The sequence below is a fragment of the Kitasatospora sp. NPDC056138 genome, from assembly GCF_042264695.1.
Lineage (GTDB): Bacteria > Actinomycetota > Actinomycetes > Streptomycetales > Streptomycetaceae > Kitasatospora.
In genome coordinates this window covers 91,224-116,054 of sequence record NZ_JBHJVK010000016.1, presented here as the reverse complement: position 1 = coordinate 116,054, position 24,831 = coordinate 91,224, and the positions used below count along the sequence as shown (strand labels likewise).

Here is a 24,831-nt window from a genome sequence, read left to right as displayed (position 1 = left end):
GGGGAGGTTGCGGGCAGGAGTCCCGCCGCAGGGTGACCCGGTGAAGGGCGACCCGGTGCCGCGGCCCACTCGCCGGACAGCCGAGGGGATGTGCAGCCATGCCCACCAGTGAGATCGAATGTCGACTGACGCTCCGGCACAGCGACTTCATCATGCAGAACCACCGGGTGCACGGTGTCTCGGTGATGCCCGGGGCGGTGTTCCTCGACATCGTCCTGCGCATCCTCGACGCCCGCGGTCTGGACTGGCGCCGGGCGGTGCTGCGCGACATCCTCTTCTCCGCCCCGATGGCGACCGCGGACGGCCGCGACCTGGAGGTGCGGCTGCGTATCGCCGAGGAACGGGACGGGGTACGCCGGGTCACCGCGCTGAGCCGGCCCGTCGGAGACCGGCCCGGCGGGGATCAGCCCGTCGGGGACCGGCCCGGCGACGGTCAACCGGCGGACTGGAAGCCGCACTTCACGGCCGACCTGGCCTGGGACGAAGCCCCCCTGCCGGCGGATCTGGAGGTGGCGGCGCTCAAGGCGTCCGCGACCAGGGTGCGGGACATGGCGGAGCTGTACGCGCAGGCCAGGGCCGAACGGATCGAGCACGGTGCGCCGATGAAGTGCTTCGGCACCCTCTACCAGGGCGGCGGCCGGCTGCTCGCCGAACTCGACCTGGACCCGCAGAGTGCCCCGGGTGAGGAGCGCTTCCATCTCCACCCCGCCAAGCTGGATGCGGCCACCATCGTCGCCTTCGGCCAACTCCCGCCGCCCGGAAACCCGTTCATCCCGGTGCACATCGCCGAGTTCCGCGCACCCCGGCGGGCGACCGGGCGCTGCTACGTCCACATCCCGCAGCCGGAGGTGCTGGCGCCCTCCGGTGACGTCCAGTACAGCGACTGTCTGATCCACGACGAGCACGGGCGCTTCGTCGCCGGGTTCAGCAAGCTCAGCTGCAAGCGGATCCGCAGCGCCGGGCTGATCACCCGCCTGCTGGCGGAGCCGGAGCGGGCCCTCGTCACGGCTGTCTCACCGGTCCCGCCTAGGGAGGTCCCCGGAGCTTCGACGGTCGGTGAGGCGGTCTCCGGAGCAGTGGTCGAACCCGCCGGAGCAGTGGTCGAACCGGCCGGAGCTGCGGTCGGCGCGCCGCGACCGGGCGGGTGGCGCCTGGGCAGGGACTCCGTACACCCCGCCACCGCAGGCGAGTTGGCCGAGTACCTGCGCGGCATGGTCGGACGAATACTGGGCCGCCCGGCCGAGTCCGTCCGCACCGGCACCGGCTTCTACGACCTGGGGCTGGACTCGCTCGCGATGCTGACCATGAGCGGCGAGCTGGAGGCGCTCGTCGGCACGCGGCTCTACCCCACCCTGCTCTTCGAGTTCAGCGACATCGACGGCCTGGCCCGGCACCTGACCGCGAAGCACACGGTCCGGCTGCCGTCCGCGCAGGCGGCGACGGCTACGGCGACGGCTACGGGTACGGCCATGGGCACTGCGACGGGTACGGCGGCGAGCACGGCCGTCCCGCCGGCCGGGCGCCCGGCGCCCGCGACGCCGTCGAGGCCGCGTGCGGAGTCCGGCCCCCACACGGAGTCCGGCCCCCACACGGAGTCCGGCCCCCACACGGAGTCCGGCCCCTACGCGGGCCCGGTCGGCACCGGCTGCTACCGGCCGGTGTGGATCGAACAGCCGGCCGCAGCCGGTCCGGGCGGTGACGCCAGCGGGCCGTTGGTGGTGCTGTCAGCAGATGCCGCGCTGCCGACCGCGCTGCGCGCCCGTCTGGCCGGTTCCGGGCGGCGGGTCGTCCACGTCCGTACGGGCTCCCCGGCTGCCCCGGCTGCCCCGGCTGCCCCGGACGGGACCACCGTCGACCCCACCGACCGGGCGAGCTGCGCCGAACTGGCCGCCCGCCTCGCGGACGCCTCGGCCTTCGTCCTGCTGGACGGCCCGGACCCGGAGGCAGGCCCGGACAGCGGCCCGCTCGGCGGCTACACCCGGCTGTGGACGCTCGCCGCAGCCCTCGTGGACAGCCGACGGGCGACCCCCTGCACGCTGCTGCACGTCCACGCGGTACCGGAGGGCCAGGACAGCCGTCCGGAGCAGGAGGCCCTGGCCGCGCTCGCCCGTACCGTCTCGGCGGAGACGCCCGTGCTCGACTGCCGCACCACGGCGGTGCTCGGCGGCCCCACGGCCGACCGCATCGCCGATGCCGTCCTCACCGAGCTGGCCGATCCGGCCGCCGAACGGCAGACCCGGCACGGGGCCGGCCACCGGTCCGTCCGCCGTCATGCACCGGTCCCGCTGCCCGCGGCCGGGTCCGGCACGGTCGGCGGCGCACCGGCCCTGGTCGCCGGCGGCGTCTACCTGATCACCGGCGGAGCGGGCGGCATCGGCGCCGCCGTCGCCCGGGACCTGGCCGAGCGGCACGGTGCCCGGCTGGTGCTCTGTGGCCGCAGCCCGCTCGGCCCGGAGATCTCCGCGCTGCTCGACGGCCTGCGCCGGGCGGGTGGTGAGGCCCACTACGTGTGCGCCGACGTGGCCACCGCCGCCGGTGCACGGGCCGCCGTGAACGGGGCACGGGAGATCCACGGCCGCCTTGACGGGATCTTCCACTGCGCGGGTGCGGTGCACGACGCCGTCTTCTTCCGCAAGCAGCCGGAACGGGTCGCGCAGGTGCTGGCGCCGAAGGTGGCCGGCACGATCCATCTGGACCGGGCCACGGCGGACCAGGAATTGGGCGTGTTCGTGCTGTTCTCGTCGATCGCCGGCACCCTCGCCAACCCCGGCCAGTGCGACTACGCCTTCGCCAACGCCTTCCAGGACGCCTTCGCGGAACGCCGCGCCGCCCGCTCCGACCGCACCGGCAGGACGCTCTCCGTCGCCTGGCCGTACTGGGCCGAGGGCGGCATGCGGGCCGGGGCCGCCGAGCCCGCGCGGGCCGACTCCGGACTCGCCGCGCTGTCCACGGCCGACGGGCTCCGGCTGCTGCGGCAGTGCCTGGCCGGTGCGGAACCACGGGTGGTCGCCGTGCACGGCGACCTCGACCTGCTGAGACGTCGACTCGCGGTGACGGAGCCGGCGGAGGGCGGCCGGCTCGCGGCGGACGAGCCTGCGGAGGGCCGTCGACCCGCTGCGACGGAGCGTGCGGAGGGCCGTCGACCCGCTGCGACGGAGCGTGCGGAGGGCCGTCGACCCGCTGCGACGGAGCGTGCGGAGGGCCGTCGGGCCACGTCCGAGGCGGGCCCCGTGGACATCGCCGTCATCGGCCTCGCCGGGCGTTACCCGCTCGCCCCCGACCCGGACGCCTTCTGGGCCAACCTCGTCGAGGGCCGCGACTGCATCTCCGAGGTGCCGGCCGACCGCTGGGACCACGCGGCGGTCTACCACCCGGAACGCGGCCGGACCGGCCGCACGTACGGCCGGTGGGGCGGTTTCATGGCCGGGGTCGACCGTTTCGACCCCGCCTTCTTCGGGATCTCCCGACGCGACGCCGAACGGATGGACCCGCAGGAGCGGCTGTTCCTCACGACCAGCTGGCAGGCGCTGGAGGACGCCGGGCACCCGCCCGCCGCGCTGGCCGGGGAGACGGTCGGGGTCTTCGTCGGCGTGATGTGGAACCACTACCAGCTGGTCGACACCGCCGAGGACGGCGTGGCGCCGGTCGCGATGCACGCCTCGGTCGCCAACCGGGTCTCGTTCACCTTCGACCTGCACGGCCCGAGCATGGCCGTCGACACCGCCTGCTCCTCCTCGCTGACGGCCGTGCACCTCGCGGTCGAGAGCATCCGGCGCGGAGAGTCGACCCTCGCGCTGGCCGGCGGCGTCAACGCGATCGTCCATCCGCAGAAGTACCTCCAGCTGGCCCAGGGCCAGTGGCTGTCCACCGACGGCCGGTGCCGGGCCTTCGGCGCGGACGGCACCGGCTACGTGCCCGGCGAGGGGGTCGGCGCGGTGCTGCTCAAACCGCTGGCCCGCGCCCTCGCGGACGGGGACCGCATCCACGGCGTCATCAAGGGCAGCGCCCTCGGTCACAGCGGGCGGACCAGCGGGTTCACCGTGCCCAGCCCGGCCGCGCAGGCCGAGGTGATCTCCCGGGCCGTCGAGCGCTCCGGCGTCGCACCGGACACCATCGGCTACATCGAGGCGCACGGTACCGGTACCTCGCTCGGCGACCCGATCGAACTGGAGGGCCTGCGCCGGGCGTTCGCCGATGCCGCGGACGCGCCCGGCACCTGCGCGATCGGCTCGGTGAAGTCCAACATCGGCCACCTGGAGAGCGCAGCCGGGATCGCCGGCCTGACCAAGGTTCTCCTCCAGTTCCGGCACGGCCTGCTGGCGCCCAGCCTGCACACCGAGCGGCTCAACCCCGAACTCGACCTCGGCGACGGGCCGTTCCGGGTGCAGACCGCCGTCCAGCCGTGGCCGCGCCCGGAGCACGGGCCGCGCCGGGCCGGCCTCAGTGCCTTCGGCGCGGGCGGCTCCAACGTCCACGTCGTCCTGGAGGCCCACGAACCGCGTGACGACCGCCCCGCAGCCACCGGCCCGCAGCTCTACGTGCTCTCCGCGCGCGACGACCGGGCGCTGCGCGAACGTGCCGCCGCCCTGCTGGCCCACCTTGACCCGGACGGCGCCGGCGGGGCAGCCTCCGCCGCGCTCGCCGAGCAGCGGCGGCACGCCGCCCGGGAGCGGTTGCGCGGCGCCGTCGCCGACCTGCTCGGAGTGCCTGTCGAGGCCCTCGACGGCGGCGAGAGCCTGGACGACCTCGGGGTCGACGCGGCCGGGCTGGCCCGGCTCTGCGCCCTGCCCGGCGCCCCCGACGACCTGGCGCGCCTCGCTCCGGACGGCACGCTCGCGGAGCTGGCCGACCTGTTCGCGGCCTCGGCGGCGCCGACCGACGGCCTCGTCCGTCCGGAGGACCTCGCCCACACCCTCCAGGTCGGCCGGGCACCGATGAAGGAGCGCTGGGCGGCGGTCGCCGACGGACTGCCCGCGCTGCGCGCGGCGCTCCGCCGGCTGGCGGCAGGCCGACCGCCCGCGGACGGCGAGTACCGGGGCAGCGCCGCCCGGCAGGACGGGCTCGTCGACGACCTGGCGGTCCTGCACCGGGCCGGCGAACTGGACAAGCTGGCGGCCCACTGGGTCGCCGGTGCGGAGGTCGACTGGCACGCCTGCCGGGCCGCCGGGGCCCCGGCCGCCCGGAGGGTGGCGCTGCCCGGCTACCCGTTCCACGAGGAGCGCTACTGGGTGGGGGAGTGGCACCGGTCCGGACCGGCGGCCGCACCTGCGGCGCCTGCCGGCACCGGCACCGCCGCCGCAGTGACCGTTGCGGCCACGGCGATGATCCCGGCCACGGCGACGATCCCGGTCACGGCCACCGGTCTCGGGGCCGGGGAGACCGCCGTGTCCGGAACGGTCACTGCGGCGGACGGCGAGGCGGAACTGCGCATCCTCGGCCAGGGCGTGGCGATGGTCGTCCTCGGCGGCACGATGTTCACCGACCGGCTGCTCGACTCACTGCGCGCGGTCTTCGCCGAGATCGAGACCAGGGACGACGTCAGGGCGGTGGTGCTCACCGGCAGCGGCGGCGTGTTCAGCATGGGCGCCACCCCCGAGGCGCTGGAGGCGCTCTCCGCCGGTCACGGGCGCTTCACCGACGAGTCCTTCCTGTACGAGGGGCTGCTGCGGTGCAGCCGACCGGTGGTGACGGCCGTCCAGGGCCACGCCTCCGGCGGCGGACTGGCCTTCGGCCTCTACGGCGACCTGGTGGTGATGGCCGAGGAGGGCCTCTACAGCGCCAACTTCGTGAGCTACGGCTTCACCCCCGGCATGGGCGCCACGTACATCCTGGAGCAGCGCTTCGGACGGACGACGGCGGCCGAGATGCTGTTCACCGGATCGGCGTTGACCGGAGCGGAGCTCCGGCGGCGCGGGGCCGCCGTGGCCGTCCGTCCGCGTGAGCAGGTGCTGGCCACCGCACTCGACCTGGCGCGGACCGTCGCCACCAAGCCCGCCGCCGTGATCGGCACCCTGAAGGCGGAGTTGGCGGGACGGACGCTGGCCGTCCTGCCGGAGGTCATCTCGGGCGAGGTGCGGATGCACGAGGCGGTGCTCGGCGAACAGTCGCTGGAACTGGTCCGTCGGCACTTCGAGAAGGTACGGACGTTCCGTCGGAGCGATCCGACGGCCCCTGCCCCGGTGCAGGACCCGGCCTCCGTCCCGGTGCAGGACCAGGCCGCTGCTGCCCCTGCCGTCGGGGTACCCGTTCAGGAGGCCCACCCCGTTCCGGTGCCGGAGGCCAGGCCCGTGATCGATCCGGCGGAGGTCCGGTCGGCGGTGGAGAGCTCCCTGGGCGCCGTCCTCTATCTGGACCGGACGGAGATCGACCCCGAACTCACCTTCAGTGAGCTCGGCCTGGACTCGATCGGCGCGGTGGAGATCGTCCGGGATCTGGGCGGCCGGTTCGGCGTCCAGCTCGACGCGGTGACCGTCTACGACCACCCCACCATCGGGGCGCTGACCGAGGCCGTGCTGCTGGCGGCCGCCCGTTCGCGCTCGCTGCACGCCGAGGCCCTGCGCCCGCAGGCCCGGCCACGGCCGGAGCAGCAGCCCGGGAGCGGAGCGCAGCGAGGGACCGCACCGGAGCCGCCGCCCACCGACGAGCGCGCGCCGCTCTCCGCAGCCGCGCCACCGTCCGCAGCCGCGCCACCCGCCGCTCCGGCCTCTCACGCCCCGGTGGCCCTGGCCGCACCCGTCGTCGCCCGGCCCGCGACCACCCGGTCCGCAGCCGCGCCGGCCACGGTCGGTGCAGCCCCCCGCATCACGTTGCGTCCGGTACCCGTCGCGCAGACCCCCGCCCTCGTTCCCGCCCCCTCAGCCGACGCCACAGCGCCCCACCGTGTCGGGGACATCGCCGTGATCGGAATGGCGGGCCGCTTCCCGGACGCCCCGGACCTGGACGCCTTCTGGCGGAACCTGCGGTCCGGCCGCAGCAGCATCGCCGAGATCCCGCCCGAACGCTGGGACGTCGACCGCTGGTACGACGCGGACCGGACGGTGCCCGACCGCACCTACAGCCGCTGGGCTGCCCTGCTGGACGACATCGACCGCTTCGACCCGGCGTTCTTCAACCTCTCGCCGCTGGAGGCGGAGGCCATGGACCCGCAGCAGCGGATCTTCCTCCAGGAGGCCTGGAAGGGCCTGGCGGACGCCGGCTACGCGGCCGGGCCCGGCAGCGGGCTGCGCTGCGGCGTGTTCGTCGGCTGCGGCGCCGGCGACTACCAGAGACTGCTCGACGAAGCCGGGCAGGCGGACACCGGACACGCCTTCCTCGGTACGTCCCCCTCCATCCTCGCCGCCCGGATCGGCTACTTCCTCGACCTCACCGGTCCGACCATGGCCGTGGACACCGCCTGCTCCTCCTCGCTGACCGCGGTGCAGCTGGCCTGCGAGAGCATCCGGTCGGGCGGCTGCGAGCTGGCCCTGGCCGGCGGCGTGGCGCTGATGGTGACCCCGCAGATGCACATCCGCACCAGCAACACGGGCATGCTCTCGCCGACCGGCCGCAGCGCGCCGTTCGACGCCGGTGCCGACGGGATCGTGCTCGGCGAGGGTGTCGGGGTGGTCGTGCTCAAGAGCCTGGACCGGGCGCTCGCCGACGGCGACCACATCCACGGCGTGATCCGCGCGGCCGGTGTCAACGGCGACGGCAAGACCAACGGCATCACCGCGCCGAGTGCCTCCTCCCAGGCCGACCTGCTGCGACGGGTGCACCGGGCGGCGGGGGTCTCGCCCGACGAGATCGGTTACGTCGAGGCGCACGGCACCGGCACCGAGCTCGGCGACCCGATCGAGGTCAAGGCCCTCCAGGAGGTGTTCCGGGCCGGTACCGGCCGGGCCGGCTTCTGCGGCCTGGGCTCGGTGAAGGGCAACATCGGCCACACCACGATGGCCGCCGGTGTCGCCGGCCTGCTGAAGGTGCTGCTGGCCCTGCGCCACCGGGAGCTGCCGCCCACGGCCGGGTTCGAGACCCCGAACCCGAAGATCGACTTCGCCGGGAGCCCCTTCTACGTGGTGACCCGCCCGACCGACTGGCAGCCCGGACCGGGCGGTCTCCGCATCGCCGCCGTCAGCAGCTTCGGCTTCAGCGGTACCAACTGCCACCTGGTCGTGGCCGAGGCGCCGGCCCGACCGGAGCGGCCGAGCGGTCCCCGGGACGAGCGTGTGGTGGTGCCCGTCTCGGCGCGCACCGAGGACGGACTGGTCCGTCAACTAGCCGATCTTTCCCAGGCGTTGGAGAACGAGCCGGACGTTCGCGACGTCGCCCTGACGATGGCGCTCGGCCGCCGCCACCTGCCGGTCCGGGCCGCAGTCGTGGCGGCCGACGGCACCGAATTGCGTGCGGGCCTGGAGACCCTGCTCGCCGGCGGGCACGGCCCGAACTGCCGACGCAGCTCGGCTCCACAACCGGTGGCGGCCGACGCGGCCGACGCGGACGGAGCGGAGCGGACCGCCGCCGCGTACGTCGCGGGAGCCGTCTGCGACTGGAAGGGCCGCACCGGGGGCAGCGGCGGCCGGCGGATCCCACTGCCGACCTACCGCTTCGCCGCCGACCGCCACTGGATCGCGCCCGCCGCGTCCCCCGAACCCCCGCTCGGGACGGCACTGGACGGCGTCATCCGGCCCGACGGCTGGCCGGTGGCCGAGCACACCGTCGCGGGTACGCCGGTGCTGCCCGGCGCAGCGGCCCTGGAGCTGGCCGCCGCGGCCGCCGCCCGCCGGTTCGGCAGCCGACGCCTCCGGCTCTCCGCGGTCCGCTGGCTCCGCCCGTTCGAGGTGCACGGCCCGGTCCGGCCGCGACTGCGCCTGGCGGGCCCGGACACCGCCTGCACCTTCGTCCTGACGGCAGACGGGCCCGCCGCACCGCACTGCGCCGAGGGCGCCGTCGCCCCGCTCGCCGCCGCGCTGCCCGACCCGGCGCAGCCTGCGCGGATCGATCCGGAGACGATCGCGGCCCGGCTCGCGCACCGCCGCTCGGCCGACCGGCTGTACGCGGCGTTCTCCGCAGCGGGGATCGGCTACGGGCCGTCGTTCCGTCTGCTCCGCGAGGTGCGCCACGGGCGCGACGAGGCCTTGGGCGAGTTGCTCGCCCCGGACAGCGCCGGCGCCGACGGCTTCCTGCTGCACCCGGCCCTGCTGGACGCCGCACTGCAGACCGCCGCAGTGCTCGTCGGCGCCCCCGCCGACGTGCCCGCGCTCCCGTTCGCCCTGGGCCGACTCGACGTCCTCGCCCCGCTCACCGGCCCCGGCTGGGCACACGCCGTCCGGCGCGGCCCGCACACCTTCGACCTCACCGTGACCGACCGTCAGGGAGAGGTGTGCGTCAGGGCGGAGGGATTCGTGGTGCGACCGGTGCCGGACCCGCTGCGGGGCATGCTGTTCGTCCCGCAGTGGCGGGCCGTCGAGCCGCCGCAGCCCCGGAGCACCGGCACCGGCCGTCGGGCGCTGGTCCTGCACACCGCGGACACCGAGCCGCTCGCGCGGGCGCTCCTGGCGGCCAGGGCGGTTGCCGACCCGGCAGGGGAGGGCCGCAGCGTGCGGCTGGACGGCGACGGCGCGCCGGCCGAACCGCTCGGCCCGGCCCCGGACCTGCTGTACTTCCTCGTCGGCCGCGCCGAACCGGGGGCGACTGATGCCGTAGCGGGGCTGCCCGATGCCGCAGTGGGGGCGCCCGATTCCGTAGCCGGGTTGCCCGATGCCGCAGCGGGGTTGACCGACGCCGTAGCCGGGTTGCCCGACGACGCGCCGACCCGGCTCACCCTCGGCCTGCTCCGGGCGTTGCGGCCGCTGGTCGAGCGGGGTTCCGGTGGCGGGACGGAGATCCGGATCGTCACCGAGGGCTGCCTGGCGGCCGATCCCACGGACGTCCTCGACCCTTACGGCGCAGCCCTGTTCGGACTGGCGGGCGCGCTGGCCGCGGAGTATCCGAGCTGGTCGGTCTGCTGCGTGGACGTCGAGCCGGGTGCGGAGCCGGGCCCGACCGCCCGCCGTGTCCTCGCCGAGGACGGCACCGAACGCCTGGTCGCCCTGCGCGGCGGGCGGCGGCTGCGCCGCGGGTTCCGCGAACTGCGGCTCCCCGAGGGCCGGACGGCCGAGGTGTTCCGTCCGGGCGGCGTGTACGTGATCGCGGGCGGCGCCGGCGGCATCGGCACCGCACTCACCCGCCACCTCCTGCGGACGGCGGGCGCGAGCGTCGCCTGGCTCGGCCGCACTCCGGAGACCCCCGAGCTGCGCGCCAGGATCGCCGAACTGTCCGAACTCGGCGGCCGGGTGGAGTACTTCACCGCAGACCTGGCCGAACCCGGCGCGGTCGCCGGTGCGATGGCCCGGGTCAGGGCCGAACTCGGCCCGGTCAACGGCGCGTTCCACGCCGGTCTCGTCCTGCGCGACCGTTCGCTCGCCAACCTCGACGAGACGGACGTCACCGAGGTGCATCGCGTGAAGGTGGCGGGGGCCCGCGCCTTCCAGCGCGCGCTGGCCGGCGAACCGCTGGACTTCCTGGTGTTCTTCTCGTCGGCCGCAGGCTTCGTGGACAGCGCCGGGCAGGCCAACTATGCGTCCGCCAGTACCTGGGAGGACGCCCACGCACTCTGGCTGCGCGGCCGGGGCGTGCCGGCCTCGGTGGTCAACTGGGGCTACTGGGGTGGAACCGGCGCCGTCGCAGACCGGCGGCACCGGGAGCGGCTGGCCGCCCTCGGGGTCGGCTCGGTGGAGGAGTCCGAGGGTGTCGCCGCCCTGACCCGGCTCCTTGCCGCAGACGTCCCGCAGGCACTGGTGGTCCGGGCCTCGGCGGCCTGGCTGGCGGGCATCGGCGTGGAACCCGCCGCCCCCGGCCCGGCACGGACCGGCGCCCGGCAGACCGCCGCTGCGGCTGAGTCCGAGTCCGTGCCGGGGGCCGAGCCCGGGTCCGGTTCCGAGTCCGCGCCGGGGTCCGAGTCCGGGTCCGTTTCCGCGTCGGTGCCACGGCACGAGCCCGGTTCCGGGTGGGTGCCGTGGCACGAGTCCGAGCCCGTCCCGGTGCGGCCCGCTCCGGCCGTCCGTGCTTCCGAGGGCCTCGACGGCAGCCAGGACAGCCCCGTCCGCCGGGCCCGCCGCGCCTTCGCCGAACTCGACTCGGCCGCCCGCCACTTGGCCGCCGCGCTGGCGGAGGGCTGGGACCTCCTGCACCCGCCCGGCACACCCGTCCGGGTCGCCGACCTGCGCGCCGACCTCGGGGTCCTGGACGGGCACCGGCCGCTGTTCGACGTGCTGCTGCGCCTGCTCGACCGGGCCGGTGCGGTGCTGCTGGACAGCGACACCGTCACCCTGCGGCCGGACCGCCCGGCTCCTGCGGCCGACCTGGCGGACCTCACCCGCCGGTACCCGGAGATGGCCCCGCACACGGCACTGCTCTCGGCCTGCACCGCTGCCCTCGAAGACGTCCTGGCCGGTCGCCGCAGCCCGATGGAGGTGCTGTTCCCGGGCGGTTCGATGAGCCTGGTGGAGGGCGTCTACCGGGGCCAGCCGATCGTCGACCACTTCAACGCGCTGCTCGCGGAGCGGACGGCCGAGGCGGTGCGCCGCGCCTGCGCGGACCGTCCGGTGGCCCGGGTGCTGGAGATCGGTGCGGGCACCGGCGGCAGTTCGGCAGCCGTCCTCGCGGCCTGCGCCCGGTCCGGCGCGACCCTGGAGTACGACTACACCGACGTCTCCCCGGCCTTCCTGGCGCACGGCCGCGAGACGTTCGGCGCCGACCACCCCTCTGCCCGCTTCCGGCTGCTCGACATCGAGCGGGACCCGCTCGGCCAGGGCTTCACCCCCGGAAGCTACGACGTGGTGCTGGCGACCAACGTGCTGCACGCCACCGAGTCGATCACCCGCACCCTCGGGCACGCCGGCGCCCTGCTCCGGCCGGACGGGCTGCTGCTGGTGAACGAGGTCACCCGGGCCTCCGACTTCCTCACGCTCACCTTCGGCCTGACCGGCGGCTGGTGGCGCTTCACCGATCCGCAGCAGCGGCTCGCCGACGCCCCGCTGCTCGGCCCCGCGCAGTGGCGGGCCGCCCTGTCGGCCGCCGGCCTGCGCACCGAGGAGGTCCTGGGCACCCCGGGGAGCGAAGGCGACGACAGCGAGCAGTGCGTGATCCTCGCCCGCCCGCTGGCCGGAGCGACGGCCCCGGCCGACCGCCCCGGCGGCGCGGACGTGCGACGGTACGTCCGGCAGGTGTTCGCGGAGGTGCTGAAGCATCGTGAGGCGGATCTCGACGACGCCGCCACCTTCGAGACCTTCGGAGTGGACTCCCTGGTGAGCCTGCAGATCGTCGGCCGGTTCGAGCGGGACCTGGGCAGCCTGCCCGCCACCCTGCTCTTCGAGCACCTGACGATCGGACAACTGGCCGACCACCTCGCGGCCGAGCACGCCGAACGGCTCGCGACGCTGCTCGCGCCGCCCGTTCCCCCCGCAGCTCGGGCTGCCGCTGTCTCCGCTGTCTCCCCGGTTGCCCCTGCCTCCCCGCCCGTCCCTGTTGCCCCTGTCACCCATGGCACCCCTGTCACCCATGGCACCCCGGGCACCGCTCCCGTCCCGACCGGCTCCGCCGACGCCTCGGACCCGCCTGCCGATGCGATCGCGGTCGTCGGCGTCACCGGGCGCTACCCGGGAGCCCGCGACCTCGACGCCTTCTGGCAGAACCTGGCGGCGGGCATCAGTTCCGTCACCGAGGTGCCCGCCGAACGCTGGGACTGGCGGTCCACCTACGACCCCCGACGCGGACGCCCGCAGCGCACCAACTCCCGCTGGGGCGGGTTCCTGGAGGAGGTCGACCGGTTCGACCCCGCCTTCTTCGGCATCCTCGCCCGGGACGCGGCCGACATCGACCCGCAGGAGCGCCTCTTCCTGGAGACCGCCTGGAACCTGCTGGAGGAGACCGGCTATCTCGGCGAACACACGCACGAGCAGTCCACCGGTGTGTTCGTCGGCACCATGTACGGGACATACGGCCAACTCGGCGCCACCGCCTGGGAGCACGGCCGGCTTGCGGGTGCGCACTCCTCGTACTGGTCGCTGGCCAACCGGGTCTCGTACTTCTTCGACTTCCACGGTCCCAGCTTCGCCGTCGACTCGGCGTGCTCGTCCTCGCTCACGGCGGTGCACCTGGCCTGCGAGAGCCTACGGCGCGGCGAATGCCGGATGGCCGTCGCGGGCGGGGTGAACCTCATCCTGCACCCGTCCCACCACGTGGCACTCAGCGCGATGAACATGCTCTCCGGCGATGGTGCCTGCAAGGTCTTCGACGCCTCGGCGGACGGCATCGTGCCGGGCGAGGGCGTGGGCGCCGTCCTGCTGAAGCCGCTCGGCAGGGCCGTCGCCGACGGCGACCGGATCTTGGCGGTGATCCGAGGCGGTGCCATGAACGCCGGTGGGAAGACCGGCGGTTACACCGTCCCCAACCCCAACGCCCAGGCCGCGCTGGTCACCGACGCGCTGCGCCGCGCGGGGGTCGCGCCGGACACGATCGGCTACGTCGAGGCGCACGGCACCGGAACCGAGCTCGGCGACCCGATCGAGGTCGCCGCCCTCGGTCGCGCCCTTCGCGACGGCGCCCGACCGGGACGGGGGCTCTGTGCGGTCGGCTCCGTGAAGGCCAACATCGGCCACCTGGAGGGCGCGGCGGGCATCGCCGGCCTCACCAGAGTGCTGCTGCAACTGCGGCATGGCAGGCTCGCCCCCGCCGTCGGCCTCAGCACCCCCAACCCGAAGATCGACTTCGCCGGGAACGGACTCGCCCCCGTGCCCGGCCCGGCCGACTGGGTCCCGCTGCGGCGGACCGGAGCCGACGGGCTGCCGGTCACCCTGCCCCGCCGAGCCGGGGTCAGCTCCTTCGGGGCCGGTGGTGCCAACGTCCACCTGGTCGTCGAGGAGTACCTCCGGCAGCCCGGGGACGTCTCCGTGACGGACCCCGCAGCCGAGGTCGCAGCCGCACCCGCACCCGCACCCGCAGTCGGTGCCGGTGCCGGTGCAGGGGGCAGGGAGGAGCAGCTCGTCCTGCTCTCGGCCCGCACCAGGGGTCAACTCGTCGACATGGCAGCCCGGTTCGCGGAATTCCTGGCGGACCAATCTGCTGCCGATTCGACCGACCCGACCGACCCGACCGACCCGGCCTACTTGGCCGACCTGGCCAGGACCACCCAGCTCGGCCGCCGGGCGATGGCCGAACGCCTCGCCGTCCGCGTTCCGGCCGAGGACGGCGCCGAGGGGCTGGCCACCCTGCTGCGCGCCTTCGCCGCCGGATCACAGGACCCTCGGGTGTACACCGGAAGTGCCACACCCGCAGGGCAGGCGCAGGAACAGGATCTGGAACAGGAACCGGCATGGGACGTCGCCGGACGGGCGGCCCGCCCCGACCTGGACACCCTGGCAGCCGCATGGACGTCCGGCGTCCGGGTCGACTGGCGCCGTCTCTGGCCGGGCGCACCGCGCCGCGCCGTGCGGCTGCCCACCTACCCCTTCGAGCGCAGGAGCTTCTGGATCGAGACACCCACCGCCGAGCCCCGACCCGCCGCCGAGCCCCGACCCTCCGCTGCATCGGAGACCGCCGTGCCGGAGACCAGCGCGCCCCCGACGCAGGCCGCCGGACGGCCGCCGGTCACCGGACCGCAGCTGACCGCTGGGGCCGAGAGGGCCGCCGAGCCGGAACAGGTCGGTGCGTTGCGGCTGCTCCGGCCCGCCTGGCGGCCGCAGCCGGCCGACGAGTCGTCACTCCACAGCCGCACCGTCCTGCTCCTGCACGCCGACGACACGCTCGACGGCACCGTTCTCGCCGCCGAACTCGTCCGGCGCGGCGCGAACCGCGTCATCACCGCCGCACCGGGAGCCGCCTTCGCGGAGACCGGTCCAGACCAGTACACCCTCGCGTGGCAGGACCATAACCAGTACGAGCGGCTGCTCGCCGTGCTCGCGCGGCAGCGCCGGCTGCCCGATCTGGTCATGCAGACCTGTCCGGACACGCCACTCTCCCCGTCCCCGTCCGACTGTCCGGCGGCCGGCGATCAGGTGGCCGGGCAGTCGCTGACCAGCCTGTTCCGGACACTGACCGCTCTGCTGCGTCGCAACCGCACCGGGCCGCTGCACGCTGTTGTGGTGCACGGACCGGCGGCCGAACAGCCGCAGCACGCTGCGCTGGGAGCACTGCTCAGGACGCTCGCCCTGGAGCACAGCACCTTCTCGGCCACCCGGGTGGAGCTGGAGTCCACGGAGGGCGATCCGCGCGCCATCGCGGCACTGCTCGCCGCAGAGGCCGGACGTGGTGTGGGCCGGGGGGTCTCCGAACTGCGACTGTGCGGAACGGACCGGCTGGTCCGCGAGCTCGACGAGGAGACACCGGAGCCGGAGTCGGAGCCGCAGCCGGAATTGGAACCGGAACTGGAAGCCGAACCCGAACCGGCGCATGGCTCCGGTCCGCGCCGTGAGCCGCGTGGTCCTGAGCTGCGTCCCGGAGGCTGCTACCTGGTCACCGGCGGCGCCGGCGCCCTAGGCCTGATCTTCGCCGGCTTCCTCGCAGCGCAGGCGCCGGTCAACCTCGTGCTGGTGGGCCGCTCTGCGCTGGACGAGGACACGGCCGAGCGGGTCCGCGCACTCGGCCGCGACGGCAGCACCGTCTGGTACCGCCGCGCCGACCTCGGCTCGCCCGAAGCCACCCGGGAGTTGATCGACGAGATCCACCGCCGGTACGGCGACCTGCACGGTGTGGTGCACGCCGCGGGGGTCCACCGGGATGCCCGGGCGGTCCGCAAGACCGACTCCGAGATCGCCGAGGTGCTCGCACCCAAGGTGGGCGGCACGCTCCACCTGGACCGCGCCACCGCCGGCGACCCGCTCGACTTCTTCGTGCTGTTCTCGTCGGTGACCGCCGAGACCGGGAACCTGGGCCAGGCCGACTACGCGTACGCCAACTCCTTCCTCAACCACTTCGCCGCGACCCGTGAGCGCTGGCGCTCGGCAGGCTTGCGCTCCGGCCGGAGTGTGGCGATCGGCTGGCCGCTCTGGCAGGACGGCGGCATGACGGTGGACCAGGCCACCCTGCGGCTGTTCGCCCGACGGTGGTCGATGCTCCCGATGCGGACCGAGACCGGACTCGCGGTCTTCCGCCGGGCACTCACGGGGACGGAGACGGTGGTCACGGCGGTCGAGGGGCTGCCGACCCGGGAGCCGTCCGCAGCCGCACCGGCACCGCCTCCCGTCCTGACCCCCGCATCGGCCCCCGCACCGGCTTCGGCCCCCGTATCGGCCCCCGCGTTGGTCCCCGCACCGGCTTCGGCCCCCGTATCGGCCCCCGCGTTGGTCCCCGCACCGGGGGCGGCACCCGCACCCACGGGCGACCGGCGGGTCGAGGCCGTGGAGCTCGAACTGTGCGGCATGGCAGCCGAGTTCCTGATGGTGGACATCGACGAGATCGACACCCGGATCGAGCTGCTGGAGCTGGGCTTCGACTCGATCTCGCTCACCGAGCTCGTCGAGCGCATCAACGAACGCTACGGGCTGGAGCTGCTGCCCACCGTCCTCTTCGAGGCGCCGAGCCTGCACGACGCGGCCCGCTACCTGGTGAGCCGCCACCCCGCAGCGGTCGCCGATGCGCCGGGCGGTCGGCCCGAGGCACCCACGGCGGGTGTCGTACCGACTGCCGTCGGCGAGCCCCCCACCGTTGTCGATGCGTCGGCGCCCCTCGAAGCGCCGGTACCCGTCGAGCCGGTGGCCGCCCCGGCGTCCCCGAGTGGCCCGAGTGCCCCGAGCGCTGTGAGCACCCCGAGCGCCCCGAGTGCCCCGAATGCCCCGGCGCGCGGGGGCCGCCGGATCGCGGTCATCGGTATGGCCGGTGTCTTTCCCAAGTCGCCGGACCTGGAAGTCTTCTGGACCAATCTCCGGGACGGAGTCGACCTCACCGGGCCGGTCCCGGCCGACCGGGCCGAGCTGCTGGCCGATCCGGGCACCCGCGCGGTCCGTGGCGGATTCCTGGCGGACGTGGCCGGCTTCGACGCCGCGTTCTTCGGCATCTCGCCGCGTGAGGCCGAGCTGATGGACCCGCAGCACCGGCTGTTCCTCCAGGTCGTGTGGCGGGCACTGGAGGATGCCGGGCAACGGCCCTCCGATCTGGCCGGCAGCGCGACGGGCGTGTTCGCGGGCATCGCGACCGGTGACTACGGCGAGCTGATGGCCCGGCACGGACTCGACGTCCAGGCGCACATGGCGACCGGGATCGCGCGCTCGGTGCTGTGCAACCGGATCTCGCACCAACTGGACCTGCACGGGCCGAGCGAGACCGTCGACACGGCGTGCTCCAGCTCACTGGTCGCCGTGCACCGGGCGATCCGCGCGCTGTCGGACGGCGAGTGCGAGCTCGCCGTCGCGGGCGGCGTGGGCCTGGCGCTGAGCCCCGGGTTGTTCACCTCGTTCACCCGGGCCGGGATGCTCAGCCCCGGCGGCCGGTGCCGGACCTTCGACAAGGACGCCGACGGCTATGCGCGCGGCGAGGGGGTCGGCGCGCTGGTGCTCAAACGGCTCGACCGGGCCGAGGCGGACGGTGACCACATCCATGCCGTGCTGCGGGGCAGCGCCGTGAACCACGGCGGCAAGGCGCCGTCGCTGACCGCGCCCAATCCGGAGGCCCAGGCCCAGGTGATCGTCCAGGCCCACCGGGACGCCGGGGTGCACCCGGCCACCGTCGGCTACCTGGAGGCCCACGGCACCGGGACGAGGCTCGGTGATCCGGTCGAGATCGAGGGCGTTCGGCAGGCCCTCGCCAGGCTCGCCGAGGAGTTCGGCACCCGGTCGGCCGAACTGCCGGTCATCACGATCGGCTCGGTGAAGACCAACCTCGGGCACGCGGAGGCTGCGGCGGGTATGGCGGGCCTGTTGAAGGTCCTGCTCGCGCTCCGGCACCGCATCCGGCCGGCCCACCTGCACCTCGCCGAGCCCAATCCGTACCTGCGGCTGGACGACGGCGGGCTGCGGATCAACACCGAGACCGAGCCGTGGGAGCCCCGGAAGGACGAGGAAGGCCGGGACACCTGGCGGGCCGGGGTCAGTTCCTTCGGGTTCGGCGGGGTCAACGCCCATGTGGTGGTGGAGTCCTACCGGGCGCCGGACGGCCGAGGGCCGGACGACGCCGTGCCGGAGGTCGCCGTACCGGACGACGCCGTGCCGGCTGGAGCCCTGCCGGCGGACCGAGTGCCGGACGACCGTGAACCAGCGCGGTCCGGGACCGGGCCGCAGGTGCTGCCGCTGTCCGCGCGCGATCCGGGCTCACTGCTCCGCTCCGCCGAGCGGCTCGCTGCGCACCTGGAGGCCGGGTCCGGCACCGACCTGCGCCGGGTCGCCTGGACCCTGCAGAGTGGCCGGGAGGAGCTCACCGAGCGGCTGGCCCTGGTCGCCGCCGACGTGCGGCAGGCGGCGGCGCTGCTGCGGGCGGCGGCGGCCGGTGCGGCTGGCCTCGATGTCCTCCACCGGGGCACCGTCCGCAGGGCGGCGGGCCGGGCCCTCGCCCCCGCGCTGCTGAGCAAGCCCGACGACCTGGCCCGAGCCTGGACCGAGGGCACCGAGGTGGACTGGGCCGCGCTGCACCCGGACGGGCCCCCTCGGCGGCTGCCGCTGCCCGGGGTGGTGTTCACACCGGCCCGCCACTGGTTCACCGTGCCCGACACCCCGTCCGTGCCCACCACGCCGCATGCGTCCGACACCCCACGCATACCCGGTTCCCCGCACGTGCCCGCTGTCCGACCCACTGCTCGACCCGCTGATCCGCCCGCGTCCGGTGCGCTAGTGATGACGGAGCCCGAGGTGTCCCAGCCGACCCGGCCGGCCGGCGAGCCGGTTCCCGCCCAGGGCCTCTCCCCGGGCCCTTCCCCGTCTCCCACCGGTCTCTCCGGTGGCCCGACCACGCGCCGCCGCCGTCCCACGGTCCGGCTCGCCGCGCTGCCCGCGACCGGCACACCGGCCGCCCGGGCAGCCGAGGTGCCCGTGCCCGCTCCCGCTCCCGCGTCCGTGCCTGCGCCCGTACCCGTGCCTGCGCCCGCTCCCGCGTCCAAGCTCGGCAACTCCGCGCCCGGGCCTCTCGTACCGCAGCCTGCGCCCGAGTCCAGACCCGCTCCCGGCTATCAGCCCGCAGTGCCGCCGCAGGGTGATCCGGTCGCGGTCATCCGGGCCGCCGTCGCCGATCTGCTGGGGCTGACGGTGGAGCAGGTGGAACCCGGCCGGCCGTTCACCGAGCTCGGACTCGACTCGATCTTCCGGATGGACCTCGCCACCGCGCTCGGCACCGCTTACGGGGTCGAACTGAAGGCGGCCGACCTGTATGAGCACGACTCCGCCGCCGCGCTGGCCGCCCACCTCGCCGGCATCTCGACCCGACCGGCCGGACCGGCTCAACCGGCTCAACCGGCCCGACCGGCTCAACCGGTTCGGCCGGCCCGGACCGCGCAGGCCGCCCCCGGAACACCGCCGGCACGGCTGACCGGGCCGAACACCGGCTCGCCCGATGGCCCCGAGCAGGCGCTGGCCGCCGTTCTCACCGAGGTGACCGGCCGTGTGCTCGACCCGGCCCTGACGTTCGCCGGCAACGGCTTCACCTCCTTCGACATGCTGCGTTCCGTCAGCGCCCTGGAGAACCGACTCGGCGCGCTGCGCAAGACTCTGCTCTTCGACCGTCCCACGCTCGCCGAGCTGGCAGCCGAACTGACCGCCATTCATGGAGCCGAGGCCGTCCGGTCCGTCCGTGAGCCGTCCGCCGATGCGCCGCAGGACGGCGCGTCCGTGGACCCGGGGTCCACCGCCGTGCCCGTCGCCGTCCCTGCTCCGGCGGCCGTGCCCCTCGGCACACCCGTAAACGAACCTGGCCGTGACGGCGGGCCGACCGTGGTCCGCAAGGCCGGCCCGGGCGGTGACCCCGCGCTGCGCCGTCTGTTGGCGGAGTTGGAGCAGGCGCACGGCCGGGAGAGCGGCCTGGCCGGCCGCGACATCGCGCCGTACGCCTTCCTCGGTGCGGAGCGCCGGGGCTACCTGAACTTTTCGCAGCGCGGCCGGGCGCTGCTCGCCTGGAGTTATGTCGGGCCGGACGGCTACTTCGAGCAGCTTGCCGAGGAGTGGTTCGAGCTCGCCCGGAGGACGGGAGGCCAGGCCAACCTGCTGTCGCTGGTCCGGCTGGAGAAGGTGGCCGGCGTGGCGGTGCACGCGACACCGTTCGGGGCGGTGCAGCGGCTGGCGGACCTCGGTTCCTTCACCCTCTCCGGCGGCCGGATGAGCAGGCTGCGCTACATGGTCCAGAAGTTCGAGAAGGCCGGGGACGCGCGGACGGTGGAGTACCGGTCCGGCAGCGACCCCGCGACGGACGCCCGGATCGCCTCGCTGGTCGACAGCTGGGCCGACGCCAAGCAGATGGTCAACCCGTACGTGCGGACCGTGCGGGCGGAGATCACCTCCGGGCGGCTGCCCGAGCGACACCGGGTGTTCCTGACCCACCTGGACGGGACGCTGGCCAACGCGATCGTGGTGACCAGGATTCCGTCCGAGCCGGGCTACCTGCTCGACGTGGAGTTCTACCCGAAGGACATGCCGCTGGGCGGTCTGGAGTTCGCCATCGTGCGGATCATCCGGCAGCTCGTCGCCGAGGGGGCGACGGTCTTCAGCTTCGGAGCGAGCTTCGGCGGCAAGGTCTGCGACTCGCCCAACGCCTCGCCTGCCGCTGAGAAGGCGCTGGCCGAGCTCCGCTCGGCGGGGATCTTCGGCAGCGGGAACCTCCAGTTCAAGAACAAGTTCCGCCCGGACAACCTGCCGATCTATCTCTGCACCCCGGCCGAGGGGGAGTCCACGGATGTGGCGGACGTGATCCTGATGATCGCCTCGCCGGAGCCACTCGGGCCCGACCTTCCGGCCACCGGCTGTCCGGGTACCGGCCGTCCGGTTGCAGACATTCCGGGCACCGGCCTTCCGGTTGCAGACCTGCCGGTTGCCGCTCGTCCGGACGCCGTCCTGCGGCGACCGGCCCCGGAGGACGGCCGAGTATTGCACCGCACAATGCAGTTGGCTGCGAACGGGCACAACCCGGTGCGCCTGGAGCACACCGAGGTGGAGACCGACCTGCTGACCGACTCGTGGGCCGAGCGCTCCGACTCGGAGGTGCTCGCGCGGATGGCGGACCTGCGCGGGCGGTCCGCCCTCCGCACCGCGCCCGACGCCAGTCCGGCCGTCGTGCCGTGGCTGCCGTTCGAGCAGAACTGGCTCACCTCCTCCGGGCGCTCGGCCGAGGCCCTGCTGTGCCGGTCCTGGCCCGGACGGCCCGGCACCGTCCTGCACAACTCGCTCTTCCCGACCTGGCTGTTCAACCTCGCCGAGCACGGCTTCGCGCCCGCCCCGCCGCTGCCCTCGGCCGGTGACACCGGTGCTCCTTTCCCGGGCGACGTCGACCTCGTCGCGCTGGAAGGGGCCCTGTCCGGGAGCTCGGCGGCGCTCTCCTTCGTCTGCCTCGAACCTGCGGCCAACTCCGGTGGTGGCCGCCCGATGTCGCTGGGCAACCTCCGGGGTGCGGCCGATCTGTGCCGGCGGTACGGCGTGCCACTGGTGCTGGACGCTACCCGACTGGTCGACAACGCCGTCCTCCTCACGGCAAACGCGACCGGCGCGGCCGGTCACACCTCGGCCACCTCGGCCACCTCGGCGACCTTGGCCACCTCGGACCTTCCGGACGTCGGGGAGGTCTGGGACATCGTCCGCGAGATCCTCGGCCTTGCCGACGCCGTCACCGTCAGCCTCTCCAAGGACTTCGGTGTGGACCAGGGCGGCCTGGTGGCCACCCGGCTGCCCGAGGTCGCCGCCCGGCTGGCCGAGCGCGTCTCGGTGCGTGGTCCGGAGCTCAACCTGGCGGCCCGGCGTGCGGTTGCCCTGGCCCTGGCGGACACCGCCGGGGTCGCCGCCCTCGTCCGGGAGCGGACGGCGAACGTCGCGCTGCTGCGCAGCCGGCTGGAGGAGGCGGGGGTGCCCCTGGTACCGGGACCGTCCGTCCACGGTGTGGTGCTGGACGTGGCCCGGGTACCGCGCTTCGACGGGTTCCGACACCCGGTGGCGGCCTGTCTCGCCTGGATCTACCGGCACACCGGGATCCGGGGCGGCCCGCAGCTGGCGGGCGGCGACGACCGGATGCGCTGCTGCATCCGGCTGGCCGTGCCGGTGGGTATGGCGCGCCACCGGGTGGCGGACGCGGCCGACCGGCTCGTCACGCTCTTCGAAGGGCCCGTCTCGCCGGACGATCTGGTGTCCGTCACCGCGCCGCACGGCGCGAGCGACGCGGCACTCGCCGAGTACCAGCCGGCCGAGGCGGTGCCGGAGGACGTCCGGGAACTGCTGGATGAGGGGTACCTGCCGCCCGATGAGAACTTCGCCCTGCTCCGCGAACACGCGCCGGGCACCGAGCGACGGCTGGTCCACGCTGCCGGCGGCCGGGTGGAGGTCCTCCTGCGCGGCAGCGGGCCGACCGTGCTGCTGATGCACCCGTTCAACATCGGTGCCGGGCTGTTCGCGTACCAGTTCGCCGCCCTGGCGGACCGCTACCGCGTGGTCGTCGTCCATCACCCCGGGGTCGGTGCGACCGATGCGGCCGAGGACCTCACGCTGCCCGGTCTGGCCCGCCTCTACCGGGGCGTGCTGGCCGAACTCGGGCTGCTGGAAAGGCCGGTGCACGTGGTGGGCGCGTCGTTCGGCGGGCTGCTCGCGCAGAACTTCGCCCTGGCCAACCCGGCCGACACCGCCTCGCTGACCCTGATCTGCAGCTCCTTCAAGTACGCCAACCGCACGGGGGAGGTCAACCGGCTCGAACGGATCGTCGCCGAGGACTTCGACCGGATCACGGCCGGCGGCGCCGACCGGGTGGCCGTCCGGCGGGACGAGCTGACCGCGCACCTGCTCCGCTGCGAGAGCATGGATCCGTACCTGGGCCTGCGCTATCTCGACCTGTTCGCCGCCGAACCCGACCTGCTCGGCCGCCTGCCGGAGATCGGCGTGCCGACACTGGTCCTTCAGGGCCGGCACGACTGCGTGGTGCCGCTGAAGACGGCCCACCTGCTGCACGGTCTGATCCCGGACGCCCGGTTCGAGGAGATCGCCGACGCGGGCCACTTCCCGAGCGTGACCAGCCCCGAGGCCGTGAACCGGGCCCTGTCGGACTTCCTCGGCCGGATCGGCACCGGCGGCGACGAGCCGGCGCGGTGAACGGAACCGCCGCAGCCGGAGCCACGGCCGGCGCGCAGCCCGCCGCCCCCACGCTGCCCGCCGCCCCCACGCTGCCCGCCCCCACGCTGCCCACCTCCACGCTGCCCACCTCCGCGCTGCCCACCTCCACGCTGCCCACCTCCACGCTGCCCACCTCCACGCTGCCCACCTCCATGCGAACCACCGCCACGCGAACCACCGCCACGACGACGAGGAGGCCCGGATGAGGCCGATCGGCATCGAAGCACTCGACGTCCACCCGGGGCTGCTGCAGATCCCGGCGTCCGACGTCTTCGCCGGCCGGGGCCTGGACGCCGGGCGGTTCGGGAACCTGACCATGAGCCGGCGATCGGTCGCCCTGCCGTTCGAGGACCCGGTCACCAACGCGGTGAACGCCGCCGCCCCGCTGCTCGACCGGCTCGGGCCCGACATCCGGGACCGAGTCGAACTCCTCGTCACCACCAGCGAATCCGGCATCGACTACAGCAAGTCGATCGCCTCCTACGTCCACCGGTACCTCGGTCTCGGCCGCAACTGCCGTCTGGTCGAGATGAAGCAGGCCTGCTACTCGGCCACCGCCGCCCTCCAGCTCGCGCTCGCCCAGACGGCCTCCGGCTTCTCCGAGGGCGCCAAGGCACTGGTCGTCGCGACCGACGTCTCGCTGGCCGACGCACGGGCCGAGTACGCCGAACCGGCCACCGGCACCGGCGCGGTGGCGATGCTCGTCGGGGACGAGCCACGGGTGCTGACGGTCGACCAAGGAGCCTTCGGCACCTACAGCTTCGAGACCCTGGACTCGGCCCGGCCCGCCCCCGACCTGGACATCGCCGACGTCGACCGCTCGCTGCTCGCCTACCTGGAGTGCCTCGGCGGGAGCTTCGCCGACTACTGCTCCCGCGTCGAGGACGCCGACTTCGTCCGGACCTTCGACCACCTGGCGATGCACACCCCCTTCGCGGGCATGGTGAAGGCGGGCCACCGCCGCATGATGCGCGAACTCGGCACGGCCGCAGGCCCGGAGGTGGAAGCCGACTTCGCCCGGAGGGTGGCGCCGTCCCTGGTGTACCCGGGCGAGGTCGGCAACCTCTTCTCCGGCTCGCTCTACCTCGCCCTGGCCGCCCTGATCGACCAGGTGCGGCCCGCCGCCCCCGCCAGGGTCGGCCTGTTCTCGTACGGCTCCGGCTGCTCCTCGGAGTTCTTCAGCGGAGTGATCGGCGCGGACTCCACCGCCGCCCTGGCCGAGGCCCGGATCGCCGAGCGCATCGCCGGCCGGGGCCGCCTCACCTTCGCGGAGTACGACGCCCTGCTCGACCAGAACCGAGGCTGTCTGCACCCGGACCGCCACCGCCGGGTCGACCACGAACCCCACCTGGCCCTGCTGGACCGCGTCGCCGAACGCCCGAAGATCCTCGCCCTGGCGGCGATCGAGGACTACCACCGCCGCTACGAATGGATCTGACGGACGGTCCGATCCGGACCGATTCCGCCGGACCCGTTCCGCGGGATGCGTATCGCCGAACCCCGCCGAACCCCCGTCGAACCCCCGTCGGCCGGCCCCGGG

At 74.6% G+C, this 24,831-nt stretch carries 3 protein-coding genes; all 3 read left to right on the top strand.

The features are described 5' to 3' along the window. Positions 1-98: 98 nt before the first annotated feature. From ACFC1R_RS13390 to ACFC1R_RS13380, 3 genes are read left to right on the top strand one after another with little or no spacing between them, the layout of a single operon-like run. Complete coding sequence (locus ACFC1R_RS13390; protein ID WP_375937498.1) at positions 99-23,270, top strand: SDR family NAD(P)-dependent oxidoreductase; 23,172 nt, start codon at positions 99-101, stop codon at positions 23,268-23,270. Beyond that, on the top strand, positions 23,267-23,497 hold the full coding sequence (locus ACFC1R_RS13385) for a hypothetical protein (protein WP_375937495.1): 231 nt from the start codon (positions 23,267-23,269) through the stop codon (positions 23,495-23,497). Before ACFC1R_RS13390 ends, ACFC1R_RS13385 begins: the two co-directional genes overlap by 4 nt. Then, positions 23,494-24,729, top strand: coding sequence for a hydroxymethylglutaryl-CoA synthase family protein (locus ACFC1R_RS13380; RefSeq protein ID WP_375937492.1), 1,236 nt, complete (start codon positions 23,494-23,496; stop codon positions 24,727-24,729). Before ACFC1R_RS13385 ends, ACFC1R_RS13380 begins: the two co-directional genes overlap by 4 nt. Positions 24,730-24,831: the final 102 nt, after the last annotated feature.